General features: G+C 63.9%; 21 protein-coding genes. 8 read left to right on the top strand and 13 right to left on the bottom strand.

The window, feature by feature from the left end:
- Positions 1-292 precede the first annotated feature (292 nt).
- The 9 genes from gcvH to ACZI8R_RS03190 all read right to left on the bottom strand — a co-directional run bounded on the left by gcvH (position 293) and on the right by ACZI8R_RS03190 (position 6351).
- Positions 293-697: a glycine cleavage system protein GcvH gene (gcvH, locus tag ACZI8R_RS03150; protein ID WP_463378083.1), complete on the bottom strand. Its 405-nt coding sequence runs from the start codon at positions 695-697 to the stop codon at positions 293-295.
- A 42-nt stretch (positions 698-739) separates the two neighbouring features.
- Positions 740-1534: a DUF881 domain-containing protein gene (locus ACZI8R_RS03155; RefSeq protein ID WP_463378084.1), complete on the bottom strand. Its 795-nt coding sequence runs from the start codon at positions 1532-1534 to the stop codon at positions 740-742.
- Positions 1535-1539: 5 nt separating this feature from the next.
- Complete coding sequence (locus tag ACZI8R_RS03160) at positions 1540-1890, bottom strand: small basic family protein (protein WP_463378210.1); 351 nt, start codon at positions 1888-1890, stop codon at positions 1540-1542.
- Positions 1891-1969: 79 nt separating this feature from the next.
- Complete coding sequence (locus ACZI8R_RS03165) at positions 1970-2830, bottom strand: DUF881 domain-containing protein (RefSeq protein WP_463378085.1); 861 nt, start codon at positions 2828-2830, stop codon at positions 1970-1972.
- On the bottom strand, positions 2827-3459 hold the full coding sequence (locus ACZI8R_RS03170; RefSeq protein WP_463378211.1) for a cardiolipin synthase ClsA: 633 nt from the start codon (positions 3457-3459) through the stop codon (positions 2827-2829). The genes ACZI8R_RS03165 and ACZI8R_RS03170 overlap by 4 nt, the downstream gene beginning before the upstream one ends.
- A gap of 99 nt (positions 3460-3558) precedes the next feature.
- Positions 3559-4602 carry an SMP-30/gluconolactonase/LRE family protein gene (locus ACZI8R_RS03175; RefSeq protein ID WP_463378086.1) on the bottom strand — a complete coding sequence of 348 codons (1044 nt, stop codon included), beginning with the start codon at positions 4600-4602 and terminating at the stop codon, positions 3559-3561.
- Between the two features lie 25 nt (positions 4603-4627).
- Positions 4628-5233 carry an NUDIX hydrolase gene (locus ACZI8R_RS03180; RefSeq protein WP_463378087.1) on the bottom strand — a complete coding sequence of 202 codons (606 nt, stop codon included), beginning with the start codon at positions 5231-5233 and terminating at the stop codon, positions 4628-4630.
- Positions 5234-5253: 20 nt separating this feature from the next.
- Positions 5254-5781, bottom strand: a complete 528-nt coding sequence (locus tag ACZI8R_RS03185) for a hypothetical protein (RefSeq protein ID WP_463378088.1) — start codon at positions 5779-5781, stop codon at positions 5254-5256.
- A gap of 105 nt (positions 5782-5886) precedes the next feature.
- Entirely contained in the window at positions 5887-6351 is a 465-nt protein-coding gene (locus ACZI8R_RS03190) for a hypothetical protein (protein ID WP_463378089.1), read from the bottom strand.
- Between the two features lie 199 nt (positions 6352-6550).
- On the opposite strand from ACZI8R_RS03190, the gene ACZI8R_RS03195 reads away from it, so the two are divergent.
- Positions 6551-7237: a hypothetical protein gene (locus ACZI8R_RS03195; RefSeq protein ID WP_463378090.1), complete on the top strand. Its 687-nt coding sequence runs from the start codon at positions 6551-6553 to the stop codon at positions 7235-7237.
- A 126-nt stretch (positions 7238-7363) separates the two neighbouring features.
- Positions 7364-8335, top strand: a complete 972-nt coding sequence (locus ACZI8R_RS03200) for a fused (3R)-hydroxyacyl-ACP dehydratase subunits HadA/HadB (protein ID WP_463378212.1) — start codon at positions 7364-7366, stop codon at positions 8333-8335.
- A gap of 147 nt (positions 8336-8482) precedes the next feature.
- Here ACZI8R_RS03200 and ACZI8R_RS03205 read toward each other — a convergent pair whose 3' ends face one another.
- The 4 genes from ACZI8R_RS03205 to ACZI8R_RS03220 all read right to left on the bottom strand — a co-directional run bounded on the left by ACZI8R_RS03205 (position 8483) and on the right by ACZI8R_RS03220 (position 11670).
- Positions 8483-9679 (bottom strand): tyrosine-type recombinase/integrase, encoded by a 1197-nt coding sequence (locus ACZI8R_RS03205; protein ID WP_463378091.1) that lies wholly within the window; start codon positions 9677-9679, stop codon positions 8483-8485.
- A 9-nt stretch (positions 9680-9688) separates the two neighbouring features.
- Positions 9689-10033: a hypothetical protein gene (locus tag ACZI8R_RS03210; RefSeq protein ID WP_463378092.1), complete on the bottom strand. Its 345-nt coding sequence runs from the start codon at positions 10031-10033 to the stop codon at positions 9689-9691.
- Positions 10034-10197: 164 nt separating this feature from the next.
- The gene (locus ACZI8R_RS03215; RefSeq protein ID WP_463378093.1) at positions 10198-10599 is read right to left on the bottom strand and encodes a hypothetical protein; all 402 of its coding nucleotides are present in this window, start codon (positions 10597-10599) and stop codon (positions 10198-10200) included.
- Between the two features lie 375 nt (positions 10600-10974).
- The gene (locus ACZI8R_RS03220; protein WP_463378094.1) at positions 10975-11670 is read right to left on the bottom strand and encodes a hypothetical protein; all 696 of its coding nucleotides are present in this window, start codon (positions 11668-11670) and stop codon (positions 10975-10977) included.
- 223 nt (positions 11671-11893) lie between these two features.
- Here ACZI8R_RS03220 and ACZI8R_RS03225 point away from each other — a divergent pair, with 223 nt between their 5' ends.
- The 6 genes from ACZI8R_RS03225 (at position 11894) to ACZI8R_RS03250 (ending at position 14147) form a co-directional block, all read left to right on the top strand.
- Positions 11894-12148, top strand: coding sequence for a hypothetical protein (locus tag ACZI8R_RS03225; protein ID WP_463378095.1), 255 nt, complete (start codon positions 11894-11896; stop codon positions 12146-12148).
- Between the two features lie 56 nt (positions 12149-12204).
- Positions 12205-12993 (top strand): phage antirepressor N-terminal domain-containing protein, encoded by a 789-nt coding sequence (locus ACZI8R_RS03230; protein ID WP_463378096.1) that lies wholly within the window; start codon positions 12205-12207, stop codon positions 12991-12993.
- A complete protein-coding gene (locus tag ACZI8R_RS03235) occupies positions 12993-13277 on the top strand; it encodes a hypothetical protein (RefSeq protein WP_463378097.1) in 285 nt (94 codons plus the stop codon). Before ACZI8R_RS03230 ends, ACZI8R_RS03235 begins: the two co-directional genes overlap by 1 nt.
- A complete protein-coding gene (locus ACZI8R_RS03240) occupies positions 13274-13453 on the top strand; it encodes a helix-turn-helix domain-containing protein (RefSeq protein ID WP_463378098.1) in 180 nt (59 codons plus the stop codon). Before ACZI8R_RS03235 ends, ACZI8R_RS03240 begins: the two co-directional genes overlap by 4 nt.
- Positions 13450-13617, top strand: a complete 168-nt coding sequence (locus ACZI8R_RS03245; RefSeq protein WP_463378099.1) for a hypothetical protein — start codon at positions 13450-13452, stop codon at positions 13615-13617. The genes ACZI8R_RS03240 and ACZI8R_RS03245 overlap by 4 nt, the downstream gene beginning before the upstream one ends.
- Before the next feature lie 113 nt (positions 13618-13730).
- Positions 13731-14147 (top strand): DUF732 domain-containing protein, encoded by a 417-nt coding sequence (locus ACZI8R_RS03250; RefSeq protein ID WP_463378100.1) that lies wholly within the window; start codon positions 13731-13733, stop codon positions 14145-14147.

Here is a 14147-nt window from a genome sequence, read left to right on the forward strand (position 1 = left end):
TTATCCTCCTCAGTCCGATCGTCCAGTCGCCCTCGCTGGACCACGCAGTGCTCACATGCTAATTCGCTTACGTACTACATCCGAACAATCTCGATATCTCTTGCCGTCTCGGGGCCGAGCGACCCCTCGACGCCATACCTTCTTCCGCAATCGATCTCCCGCGGCGGACCAACGCTCTGCATCGGCACATGCGTTCACCTCGACCGTACCCTGCAGCGGCCCGCACGTGTAGCGAGACAGGCGAGTACGGCCACGGCCTTCCTGGATGCGGCCGCGTGGAGATCGGCCGCGATTACCCGCCGGCGATCTCGTCGTATCCGGCTGCATCGAGCATGTCGCCCAGGGCTGTGTCGAGGGTGTTCTCGTCGGAAACCGCGAGATCGACCAACCACCCTTCAGCGTAGGGAGCGGAATTGACCAGTTCCGGACTACCGTCCAGATCCGTGTTGGCGGCAACGACTTTCGCGGTGAGCGGGGCGAAGATGTCGGAGACACTCTTGGTCGACTCGACCTCACCGAACGATTCCCCGGAAGTGACCTCTTCGTCCACTGCCGGGAGCTGAACAAAAACGACGTCACCCAATTGCGCCTGGGCGAAGTCGGTGATGCCGACACGAACCGTCGTCGGGCCGGTTCGCTTCACCCACTCGTGTTCTGCCGTGTACCGCAGATCGGTGGGGGTTTCGGGCTCACTCACGGTGGCTTCCTTTCGATTGCATTCCGAGTTCGGATGCGAAGATCATTTTCCGGGCTGAGCGTATTGGCGAGGTTTCGCCTCTCGCAAGGCGGAGATCGTGACCTGCTCGGATTGCCCGATCGTCAGTCTTCCGCCGCTACGCGAGACATTGTCCACCACTCCACCAGGAATGTTCAGCGCAGCTGCCAGAGTAGGCGGATCGCCGACTGCGGACACCTCGTACGGAGCCTTGATCGCCTGACCGTCGAGGCGTAGGTCGCCTGCGGAACCCGATACCCACGAGTCGACTCCGATGCGGATCGGGGAGCTGCCCGCGCCGGCGATCTGGATGGCCTCGGCTCCCGCCGCACGAAGTTCCTGCACGAGGTCGAGTAGCACTTCAGAACTCACACCCCGGTTGGGGTCTGTCACCGTCATGGTCACCCCCGGCCCAGTGGCCGGGACGGACCCCACTTGAATCGACAAGCTGCGCAGACGCGCACGCGCCTCTTCGAGGGCCGCTTCGGAGCTGCCACTCTGTTGCAGCGTCGCGAGGCTCTGTTCCAGGTTTCCGATTTCCTGACGCAGGGCTGCCTCACGCTGATTCAACGTGTCCAGCACGACGAGTAGATCGGCCGGACTCGCCGAATCCAGACTGTCGCCGGAATCGGTGTTTCGAACCTGGGTGACGATAGCGATACCCAGACCCGCAAGCAGTACCGCCGCGATCAGTCCGAACACGAGATGTGTCTGGACGGAAACGGTCCGCTTCTCGTGCAGTTCGTGCTTGTTCTCGTGTTCGAGCGTGTTCTCCTGCTCGTTCGTGTTCCCCTGCCGATCGTCGGTGTCGTCGCTCATGTTCCTCACGCCCCGAACAGCCGACGGCGCAGTGCGGCCGCATTACCGAAGATTCGAATGCCGAGCACCACCACGATTGCAGTCGAGAGCTGGGTGCCCACGCCCAGCTGATCGCCGAGCCAGACGATGAGTGCCGCAACGAGAACGTTGAACACGAACGACACGACGAACACCTTCGGGTCGAAGATCTCGTCCAAGTACGCTCGCAGCCCGCCGAACACCGCATCGAGGGCCGCCACCACGGCAATCGGAAGGTACGGCTGAACCAGATCGGGCACTTGCGGGCTGAAGACCACCCCGAGGATGATTCCGACGATCAACGCGAGAACACCGTAGATCGCCGATCCGCGCTTCAACACTGGGTCACTCCTCTCGCGGCGTCCGATCGTGCGATCGGACGCCCTGCTGCTCCCCGCCGCCGTAGCGGACTTTCACTCATGAGCCACCCTCCCGTGCAATCCGGGTCTCCCGAACGGTGGCGGCAGGCAAGGAGATGTCGTCGGATTCGGTCACCGAGAAGTCGATGCCGTACAGCTGCTGGACGCTGCTCAACCTCAAGTACGCGTCGCTCACCACGAATCGGGTCTGCATGTCGCTTCGTGGTCCGATCGCGGACACCTCGTACGGCGAGAACACCGGCTGATTGTCGACCAGCATTGCTCCACCGGCCTGGCGCACTGTCACGCCGGGTCCGACCCGTACGTCGTTGATGGCGATCGCTTCCGCGCCGCTACCCCACATCGCGTTCACGACGGCCTGGAGGTCACGGTCGAGCACCACGGCGCGGCCACCGACACTGCGCTGCGACGAATCGGAAAGGTCGGGCGGTGCAACCGGATCGGTCAACGTCACGACGAGCCCCGGGCCGTGGACCGGATCGGCACCTGCGGTGACTTCGACGCCGTGCAGTTGCGCCAACAGTCCCGACCCGTCGACATCTCCAGCCAGCGCAGAGTTACGTGCCGCGTCCACTTCTCCGGACACGGCATCCCGCTCCCCCGTCAGCTCGTCGATATCGGCCTCGGCAGCGTCGACTTTGGACAACAGATCGGACCGAACGTGCTCGGTCCCGGGTACCCGCTCCACAGCCTGTAGGTACGCCGTACAGAGGACGAAACCTGTGAAGAGTGCTCCCAAGATCAACCACACCGCTCGCGAACCCGGAGTGGATTTTCGCTTCCCGTCCGCACGAGCGCGTGCTGACGCCGCATACCCGGGATCGAGGTGCTCGGTCATCAGCGAGCGAAGGAGCGAAGGTTCCGGGTTTCGAACGACGCCCTCGTCGCTTCGCTTCATCGGTCGATGCCTGATCGGCGCCGATCGCCTCGGTCAGCGGTCGGCGGCCCGGACCGTATGACGTCGAACGCCTTGCCGAGGTAGATGATCCCCGTCCACACGTACAGGACCGTGCCCCAGACGAGGAAGGCGAAACCGAGCGGACGCGCCACATTCGCGACTGCCCAATCACCCTGCGCCGCAAGGATCAGCGGCAGAGCGAACATCAGCAGGAACGTCGCCGCCTTGCCGAGGTAGATCACTTCGGGAGGCGGTAGACCACGTCTCCTGTAGATGATCAGGCTGAGACCGAGAACCGCGTCGCGCCCGATCAGAATCGCGGCAACCCACCACGGGATGAATCCCCTGATGACGAATGTGACGAGAGTCGTCACCACGTAGAGGCGGTCCACGAACGGATCCAGGAGGGCCCCCAGCCGTGACATCTGACCGAGAACTCTGGCGAGCTTGCCGTCCAACCAGTCGGTGAACCCACTCGCCATGAGCACGGCCAGAGCCCATCCATCGGCCTGTTCGACGAGCAAGAGGTACACGAACAACGGGACGCCGAGCAACCGGACGACGCTCAAGACGTTGGGGACCGTGAGAATGCGGCTCGACCGCATCGACTCGTCGTCCAACTGCTTCACCCCGTCGTGTCGGCTACCCCGTTGCGCGACCACTCTTCCACATGAGGCCGCCGACTTCCCTGCTCCCTCGGCGAGGTCGACCGTGTCGCGTCGGCAGCATCAATCGGGACGACCCGACAGGGGCACTCGCGCCACCGCCGCTGAGCTCAGGCTACCCAGGTAGAGCCATCCGTCGTGTTCGCGAACACCGGTGATCGGCGAATAGCTCCCGCGTCCACCTCGAAGACTCCTGACGATCGCGCCGTTCGAGTCGATCGCCACGACCCACCCGGCCTTTTCTGGTGACGGTTGGATCACTTCCGGAAGGTTCGCTACAAGGATCCGTAGGTTCGGATACGGCGCGACCATGTCGAGCAGCTTCATGCGTGGGCTGTAGAGGGCGACCCAGAACACCCCCGACGCGGTCTCCGACGTGATGTTGTCCGGAAGTCCTGGCAGGTTCTCCGCGATCACCGAGCGCGTTCCCGCTTTCGCACCGGTGAGTTCGACACGAGAGACGCTGTACGCGCCCGTCTCCGCCACCAGCACGTGCGATTCGTCGGCGGCGAGGCCGACGCCGTTGGCGAATTGAAGTCCGTCGGCGAGCACGTCGGTGTCCCCGGTCGCCGGGTCGAACCGCAGCAGCCGGCCGGTCCCGCTGTGTTCCAAGATGTCCAGTCGGTGATCCGCCACACTGAACCGCGAAGACGAGTCGGTGAAATAGACGACTCCATCACGCCCCACTGCAGAGTTGTTGCAGGCTGTCAGGGATCGACCGGCTGCAGCGTCCGCCAACAGCTCGACCCGCCCGGTAACGTCGACGCGGAGTAGTCCTCGCTGCGTGTCACACACGAGAAACCGTCCGTCGTCCAACGTTTCGATGCCCAGCGGGCGGCCGCGAGTGTCGGCCAGCTGAGTGGCGACTCCGTTCCTGTCGAAACGCCAGATCTTGCCGTCGTCGCCGCCGGTGACGACGCGTCCCTCGTGGTCGAGTGCAACGTCCTCCGGCCCCTTCCCCACCGGAAGCCGCCACTGCTCGGCGCCGTCCAGGAGTCCATTGGCGGCGAAGATGCCTTCGACCGGCTCCGTTGCGGGTGCGCGCCACGCCACTGGTTCCACACCGGTTCGGTCGATCATCCGTGTCAGCGATCCGAGAACAGTCACGAAATGTGAGGCTAGTCCCAGTGGTTCATCGCCATGCGAAGACGGGCTGATCGAATCCGTCCACCCTCGTGTGCCGACCGCGGCGAGCCAGCTCGCAGAACTGGTAGACGACCGCGCCGGTCGGAGCGTGGATCAAGTGCCCCCTGAACGGCCATTGGATCACCGGCTTGGACGACTCCGGGATATCGACGAACCGAGGCTCGGCATCCAGCTCCCCGGCGGATACGGCGAACACCTCTTCCACCTCGTCCGGACTCGGCACCACCGAACCGATGCTCTGGTCGGTCCACACGACGAACGGTGTGATGACGAATCCGGAACGAGTGACGTAGTCGTCGAGTCGCCCGAGAACATCGTCGGCGCCGACCGCGATGCCCAGTTCCTCTTCGAGCTCTCGCAGTGCGGCGTCGATTCCCGACTCGCCGGGATCGACGCTGCCCCCGGGCAATGCGAACTGGCCAGGGTGGTTACGCATGGTGGAAGGGCGCATCGTCAATGGAATCGAACGCCCGCCCGCCCCGTCCCCCATGACCACGACGACAACCGATGCCGCCCGCCCGTCGGTCACGTTGGCTCGTACCGGGTCGAACCCGTCCAGCGCTGCGGCCAGTGCATTCCGGTCGAGGGTCATTCCGCGAGGATACGTCCCGTTCAGGGAACGAACATCACGCCGGCTCCGGGCACGACCGCGTTGGACATCGGAGGTGCTTCGTACTGGTCACGCTGGTGAGTGACCGTCGCAACCACCGGCCCCGAACCCGTCTTCGCCGCGCCCTGCATCGGAAGCGTGGCACCGTAGGACTTGTCCGCATTGGTCGGGAAGTCGTCGATCCAGTGACGAAGATCGACGGCGCCCGCCGCGCCGGTCGCGAGGTTCTGCCAATGCACCGTGATCCACCGGTAGTTGTATTGGTAGTGGTAGGGGGCCGGGTTCGCCACCTCGAACGCCGTGACGCCCGCTTCGACACCGGGCGACGCTGTCACGTTCACGAGTTGAAGGAACCCTCCGGGCACCCCGCCCTGCCCGACTTCGGGGCCGGTCACCACCGGAATCTGCAATGGGTTGAGCGGCGCAGCCGCAGCAGACCCAACGGCTGCACCGAACATCCCTGCTGCAGCAAGAACTGCTACGACCGCGACGTTCCGCGGCAACTTCTCGATCTTCGACTTCTCGAGCATCTCAGGGCTCCAATCGCACTCGATGTCTACCCACCCGTCCGAATCGGACTCTCTCACGCTTGTCCGCGGCGGCGCCGGATTTCGCGAATCGCCCGTTCGCCGTGGTCAGGACCGAGAGCCTCGCAACGCAAGGACACCGACCAATCCGCAGATCCAGGCAACGACGTATCCGGCGGCCAGGCCCAGAGGTATCACCGCTTGTCCGTATTCGCGCATCACGAACGGCGCGAGTACGGGAAGAGCAGCCACTGCGAACGTGATCCAGCCCCACAGTCGTGCGGGCCCCACGTCGTTCGCGACGAGCCGCAGATGTGCCCACCAGGACACGAGACCCAGAATGCCGACCACGTAGAGGTATCCGTACAGCGGCGCAGCCTCGCCGTACTTACCGACTGGGTCGTAGACGGCGTGTAGGTGATCGTCCAGTCCCCCGAGAACGATCTGGTCGACCAGCGTGTAGCCGAGCCCGATCGCGGTCGCGAGCGCACCGAGGCAGTACGCGGCCATCGTCGTACTACTTCTCCGACTCGAGGCGGATGCCGTCCGCCGTGCATCGATGGTGTTCGCCATGGATCCCACTCCTTTGGTACTTCGTGTACCAATTTGGTACATCAAGTACCGTAAATCGGTGACCGATGGATTGGAACACCCAGTACCAAACTCCCCGCAAAGATCAGGGAAAACCCCGAGAAGGCGACCCCGGCTTGCGCTGGAAGAAACCCGGCGACGCGTACTCGATCACGCCGTCGGGAAGGTCCTGAGCGCGGGCATGGGCAGTGGACTCGAACACGTACGTCTCGAGGACGCAGTGCGTGACGCGGACGTGTCCCGCACTGCCGCTTATCGCTGCTGGCCGAACCGCGACGACTTCCTCGTCGACGTACTTGCCGAGTTGGCCGGTCAGGCACTTCCGGTGGAGGACACCCGCGGGTCCGAGGCCACCGCGATCCTCCGAGCATCCGTGGGTGACGACCCGGACGTTCTCCGCACCGTCGAAGGACGCCGGGAGGCACTCCGCAAGGCCGTCTCGGCGTCGGCCAGCGACGACCTGATTGCCGATCGTAGCGAGAGTCGCCGCTGGCAGTTGTATCTCGCACTCGCGATGGCGGTGCCCAACTTGCCGGAAGGCGACCGTCGAGACCGCGTGTCCGCAGCAGTCTCCGATGCGGAAACCCTTGTGCTGCAGCGACTCGAACGAAACTACCGAAGACTGCTCGAACTCTTCGGGTTCACGTCTCTTGTCGGCTACCGCGAACTGGCCGAAATCGGACTCGCGCTCATGCGCGGGTACGTCATCGGCAGTTATGCCGGTTCGGGCACTGCGGCCCCAGGAGAGGCGTACGCACTGTTGGTGGACGGCGCAGCCGTCCCCTCCGACAGCAAGGAATGGGACCCGGCGAGGGTCCGGCGCCTGTTCGACGACCTCGCCGCCATCGATGCATTCGAGCCGAAGTGAACGGGTGGTTTCGCACCCGATCCCTGCACCGTTAGGTTGTCTGGTGTGACTGCACCTACACCATCACCAGCAAGCTCGTCCGCTGACGCGTCCCCGATCGCGTCCCGCGTCGGCCACTACTACCGAATGAACGAGACGTTCGAGGTCGGTCGCGAGAAGGTTCGCGAGTACGCGCGCGCCGTGCAGGACTATCACCCCGCACACTGGGACCCGAAGGCCGCAGAAGCCCTGGGGTACTCCGGACTCGTCGCACCGTTGACCTTCACGTCGATCCCGGCGATGGCTGCGAACCGCCACCTCTTCGAGTCGGTCATCACCGGATACGACACGTACGTGCAGACGGAACAGGTGTTCGAGCAGCACCGGCCCATCGTCGTCGGCGACGAACTCGTCACCGACGTGGACCTGTCGAGTGTGCGGCGCATCGCAGGCAAAGACCTGATCACCGTCACCAACACCTTCACCGATGTCGCAGGCGAGACCGTCCACACCATGCACACCACGGTGGCCGGAGTTACCGCCGACGAGGTCGATCCCGCGATCACCGAATCGGTGCGCAAGGTGATGATGCACGACGTCGACATCCTCGCGAAGGAAGACTCCGACACGGAGTACACGCGAGCCGAGCGCCCCGAGACCCAGGTCCACATCGCCTCGGACACCAGGGGTGCGCCCGGCAGCCGCCCGTTCGAGGAGCTGAAGGTCGGCGACGAGCTGTCTCTGCACCACGCGCGCCTCTCACGCGGCGACCTGGTCAACTACGCAGGCGTGTCGGGTGACGCGAACCCGATCCATTGGGACGAGAAGATCGCCAAGTTGGCGGGGCTCCCCGACGTGATCGCCCACGGCATGCTCACGATGGGCCTCGGGGCCGGATTCGTCTCCTCGTGGTCACAGGACCCGGGCGCGGCAACCCGCTTCGCCGTGCGGCTGGCGTCACCGGCGATCGTTTCGGCCGAGAACGGTGGAGACATCGAGTACAGCGGCAAGATCAAGTCGCTCGATCCGGAGACTCGCACCGGCGTGGTTCTCGTCGTCGTGAAGTCCGGCGGCAAGAAGATCTTCGGCCTCGCCACGATGACGATCCGCTTCCCCTGAGTACGCGGAACATCCTGTCCCACACAAGACATGAGAAGGGGCCCTATCCGGTAATCGGATAGGGCCCCTTCTCTGCGTCGGGCTGACAGGATTTGAACCTGCGACCACTTGACCCCCAGTGAAAGCATCGACCGCCCTGACCTGCACCTACCCGGCCTTGGTGTCTCCCTGGTGCCCCTCGGCTCGGTGCCGTCGCTCCATGAACCGCGCCCGCTCAGCCTTCATGTGACCGTCGACGGCGGCCGGCAACGCATCGAGCTCGTCATCCCAGAGGTGACCGTAGATGTCCAACGTCATGGCCGCCGACGAGTGCCCGAGCATCCGCTGCACCGTCTTCACGTTCGCGCCCGAGTGGATCGCCAACGACGCCGCAGTGTGCCGCAACTCGTACGTGTCCAGACCCGGCAGGCCTGCCGCCGAGGTGGCCGACAGCCAGACCTTGCGCCACCGGTCACGCGTCCAGCCCCGTCCGCCAACGGTCAGCAACCATTCGCCGCGGCCCCGCCCTTCGACGGCGTCCTCAAGGTCGAGCAGCAGCTCCCCGCCCACCGGCACATCACGGTGCCGGCCCGTCTTCGTGTCATCGACCTCACCGTGAGCGTCCACGTCCCGCGAGATCCGCAACCGTCCGCGCACCGCATTCAGGTCACCGACCTGCAGACCGAACGCCTCGCCTGGACGAAGACCGGTCCGCACGAGCACGTCGACGACCAGGCGCGCGGCATCGGTCGGCATCGCCGCCATCAGACGGTCCACCTCAGCGACCGACAGGTACCGGCGTTCCGTGGTCTTTTGCCGAGGCGCATCCTTCATCTGCACCGGGTTCGCCAAGATGATGCGCTCCTCGACCGCGGTCTCCATCAGCGCGTTCAGGACGATCATCACCTTCCGTAGCGACGACTCCCCCAGCGGCAACGACTGCCCGTCCTCGTCGCGGCGCCGTCCAGTCAGGGTGGGCAGCCAGGCGGCAACTGCAGCGCGGCTGACCTGCGAGCACGGCACCGAACCCCACCTCGGTTCGATGTGCTTCCACGCCGCGGCGTACCCGGCGCGCAACGACTTCGACTTGCCGGCCTTCGTGCCCCACCAGATCGGCCACACCTGCGCGACCGTGATCTCCTTGTTCGCCTTCGCCACGTACAGACCGTCGGCCTGCTCGGTGACGGTGCGCGACACGAACGCTTCCGCACCATCACGTGTGTCGAATGCCTTCGATACACGTCCGCCGTCTTCGTCCCAGCGGGCAAGCCACCGCTTTCCGCTCCCCCAACGTTCGGTGCGTACCTTCTTGGCCTTGCCGTTCTCGACGACGCGGGTAGTCCATCGATCCACGATCTGCGCCACGGCGCTCCTCTATCCTGTTCGGCGGGCCAGCTCCTCGTCGATGTACCGACGTTCGCTGGCCGTGAGGTTCTGGACCCTGTTCATCAGCGTGGGTAAGTCGACCCACAGATCGTCTGCCGTTTCCTCGGTGGTGCGGCAGCGGTTCCATACGAGCGCGTCGACCAGGTGCTCGAGACTGATCAGTCTACGTGCGGTGATGCAGTCGACCGTGCGTTCTTCCTTGCCCGCCAGGTACGTGTCCCTCGGCACCGGTCCCCGCTCGATGTGCACGAGCTCGTGAGTGAGGGTGCACCGGCGTTCCGCCTGCGTGAGTGCTGAGTCGAGGTAGACACCGTGGGTGGTCCACATGCCCATGCGCGATCCGAGGGCGTACGAACATGTCACGGCCACGTGCGGGTAACGATTGCTCAGATGTCGCCACGGGTGCCAACGTTCTTCCCCACCAACCATGCTCGAGATTAGAACATGCGTTCGAGGTTACCCGCGCGTTAATCCGAATCCACCGAACGAAACCAGCCCTAGTGGGAGACCAACGCGCTCTCAATCGATCCGGTGGGGATCTTTGGCGTCAGTCCGGACCATCCCTGCTGAGCCGCTTCGATCGACGCGACCGCCATCCCGACCGTGATATCGGGATGACCCTCAAGCTCGTCGTCCGCTTCGCCGAGCCCAGCGGAGCCTGACGGACCCCACCACATGAACTGAAACATATGCTCGCGTGGGAAATAGATTGCTACGTGAGCGCCCTCCGGGGACACGTGCTCCATGCTGTCGAGCATCGCAGCCACAGTGTCACTTTCGAGGCACACCACCGCACGGACCGACTCGCCCCCGAGTTGGCTGCGCACCGATGGGTCGCGGGTAAGTCGACTGAATATACGTCCAGCCAACTTCAGGTTGCTTTGTCGCACCTTATCCATCCCGCCACCTCCTCACCAGGGACTCCCAGTTGTCCAGCATCCATTCATACTGTACGTCGAACTCATCGTCCACGATGGGTTCATCCCCTCGGTCGAGCTCCCGAATCGTGTAGCGGTCGGTCTGCCGATCCTTGGGAGCAGACCGAACAAGACGATGCCGATGGAGTTCACCCTCGCAACAGTCGACCGACTCGACCTCGAACCGCTCGTCCGGCGCAAGTATCCATACCGAGATGCTGAAGTCACGCACCTGTTGCCGGTATGTCGATTGCCTCACGAACAGTTCGACTTTCCAATCGTCGACTCCCCCCAATGGCGTCGCCCACTTCGTCTCGCATAGCGCTGCACGTGGGTGTGGCACATATGTCCCACCCATCAGGTCTGGCTTCGGTCATCGCCACGATCTCGGGCTGCGAGAATCTCGTCATCCGACAACACACTGGGCGCCGGCATTGAGTCAGGGCCACGCCCTTGATTCTTCGGAATCAAGGTCCTGACCTTTCCGGACTGTTGGAATGCCAACTCAAGCCGATGCCTCAACTCGGGATCGAGATCACCCTTCGTCTCGGCTGCCTTCACGAGCATGTACAGGGTCCACTCAGCTTCACTCCGGCCCAGCACTACGTCGATGGCCTCGTCAAGATCACCTATGGGGGCTCCTGACTTGCCCGCCGTGCGGCCTGCGCGGCCGAGCTCCTCGCTGCGCGCTTGCGTCCCCGGTTCCTGGTCGTCCTGGTCATCTCGAACTCCTTGCGTCGCGACGATGCTCCGGATGAGCTCGTCCATTGCGCGACGCTGGCGTCGATCGAGGAGGTTCGCCTCAACGGGCGGGATGTACGGCTCCTTCTCCCCCGTGGGGAGTGAGGCAGCCGAACGTAGTTCCTCGATCCGAACGTTCAGCACCGCTGCGAGCGCAGCAAGAACCTTCTCGGGAGGTCGTTCGCCGTGCCGGCCGTTGAAGTACGGGATGACGGTGCTTTCACCGATGCCGTACTTCGTGGCGGCCCGGCCAACCTCACGGACGCTGCGGTCGCCGCGTCGTTCGTTGAGTAGGTCGGATAGTGCGCTCACAGTTACGGACACTCCCCTACGTTCGGCCTGTTCGAATAGTCAAAGCGTAACCGACACGGTTACTAACTACGCCAATGTAGTTCCCAGACCTGCGTGTCAGGGGTGGTTACGACGCTTGCGGCGCGTAACCGTTATCGGTTACGCTGCCTGTTGCCTGGACAGTCGCCAATCAATCGGTTACCTTATGGAGGTCACAGTGACAACGAACACAAGGAGGCTCCTGGTGAAGCTCATCAGCCACCAAGTCCTCGATCAGTACATGGTCTTTCGCGGCGAATCGAACCGCACCCTCGCGGAGAAGGTGGGCGTCAGCACGGCAACCATCGCCCACCTGCGCCGCGGCGCGCGAACCTACTGCAACCCCAAGATCGGCCCCAAGATCGAGGCAGTCCTGAACACCCCGCCCGGCTCTCTTTTTTTGGCCAAAGTGATTGACGACTACACAGTCAACAATCGCAATGGACACGCTGCGGCATAAGAAAAGCCCTCACCTGCTGCAACAGGAGAGGGCCGATGACAACGAAAGGAAGTTCAATGTCAGTACCGAATAATACGGCACTCGCCACCATCACTGTTCCCGGCACCGACCGGAAGATCGTCGCCGCCTCCGCCAACGAAGTGTCGCTCCGTCATGCCTGCGAGGCGATCGGCATCTCGTTCGACGCTCAGCGCGTGAAGCTCGCGAACAAGTCCTGGGCAACCGTCACGATGATCGTGACGGTTGGAGCGGACGGCAAACCGCGTGAGATGACAGTCGTCGACCGCAAGACCTTCACCATGTGGCTCGCCACGATCGACGAGAACCGCGTCAACGAACAGGCCCGACCAACCGTCCAGGCATTCCAGAAGGAAGCGGCCGACGCCCTCGACGCCTACTTCCACGAGGGCGGCGCGATCAACCCGAACGCCACCGAAGATCAACTGGACCGTCTCGCTCGCCAGGCGAACGCTCAAGCATCGGTCCTTCAAGCGCTCCGAGGCATCGTCGATCCCAAGCACCTCGAATCCAAGGGGCGGATCATCCTCGCCCGGGCACTCGGCGAGAAGCCGGAACTGAACCCTTCCGACATTCCTCTCTACGTGTCGGACTTCCTCAAGTCGAAGGGGCTCGCTTCCGACCTGATCTCGGCGAAAGCCTCCGGATTCGGGAAGCGACTCAAAGGCCTGTACGTGGCCGAGCACGGTGACGCGCCGACGAAGGCATACCAGGAGCTCCCGAACGGCACGGTCCGCGAGGTGTTCGCCTACACCGAATCCGACCGACCGCTATTCGAGCAGGTCTGGAATCGCCACTACGAGGGCGTCACCAAGGCGGTGGCCTGATGAGCCTCCGCGACGACTGGGAAGCCTTGCCGCAGCAGACACGAGAAGCCCTCGACCGCTCCGCGCGGACCTCGATCTTGGAAGGCCTGGTGCGTTACCCGTACTGGGACAAGAAGGTCTGCCTGGAACTTCTCGCGTGGTCGTTTCTCGAGAACGAGATCTACGCCGCGCACATCAGCTGGTTGTCGACATTGAAGGCGCGGGCAGAGTCCGAGGGCCGCGAATGGACGACCGAAGAACTCGTTCGGCAAGTCCGACAGACCGAGGGCAGTGATGCCGCATGAACGGCAACCTCCTCACCTACGCCGAGGTCGGTGAACGCCTCGGCGTGTCCGCGAAGGTCGTCGCGAACCTGACCCGTTCGGGTGAACTTCCCCGCATCGTGCTGTCGCCGCGGGTGCATCGCATCGACCCGGCCGACCTGGACCGCTACATCGCGCGGCATCGGAGGGCGGCATGAGTGGCATCGACCTGAACCAGCTGCTCGCGACGGTGTCCCCGACCGAGCTGGCCGCATTGGTGGCCGCCGAGATCGTGGCCGCGTTCGGCGGCATCGAAACCCCCGGAGATGTCGGGCTTCCCCCGCAGGCCAGCCGATCTGGCGCCGACATCTCCGGGCCCTGACCCCGGTGGCGGCGGGAACGAAGTGAAGTTCGGTTCCGCCACACGAGCGGCCTCGCCGCCACCGGACACCAATCCTCTCCCCCTTTCATCACCCTGACGAAACGAGATCAACAATGCGTACCACCACTTTCGCTGTCGCCGCCGCAGGTATCGCGGTGCTGACACTCACCGCGTGCGGACCTGTCGAAGGAACCGCCCAGGCTGCTGACACCAGCTACACGGCGCCAACCTCGACCTACAGTCCGCCGGCACAGCCGGTCGCGGATTCGAACGATGAGTTGTTCATTCAACTCCTCGATACCGAGGGCATCGACTACTCGTCCGAGAGCGCAGCGGTCGAGGCCGCCGAGGGCGTGTGCGACGCCATCGACGCGGGGGTTTCCCTCGTGCAGATCGGTTCGATCGCAATCAATGACGGCGGGTTTGAAGCCACCGAGGCCGGCTACTTCATCGGCGCGTCGGTCGGCATCTACTGCATCGAGCACATGCCCGTGCTCGAGGAGTTCGCTAACACGTACGGCGGTAACTGA

The organism is Rhodococcus huquni (assembly GCF_055231055.1).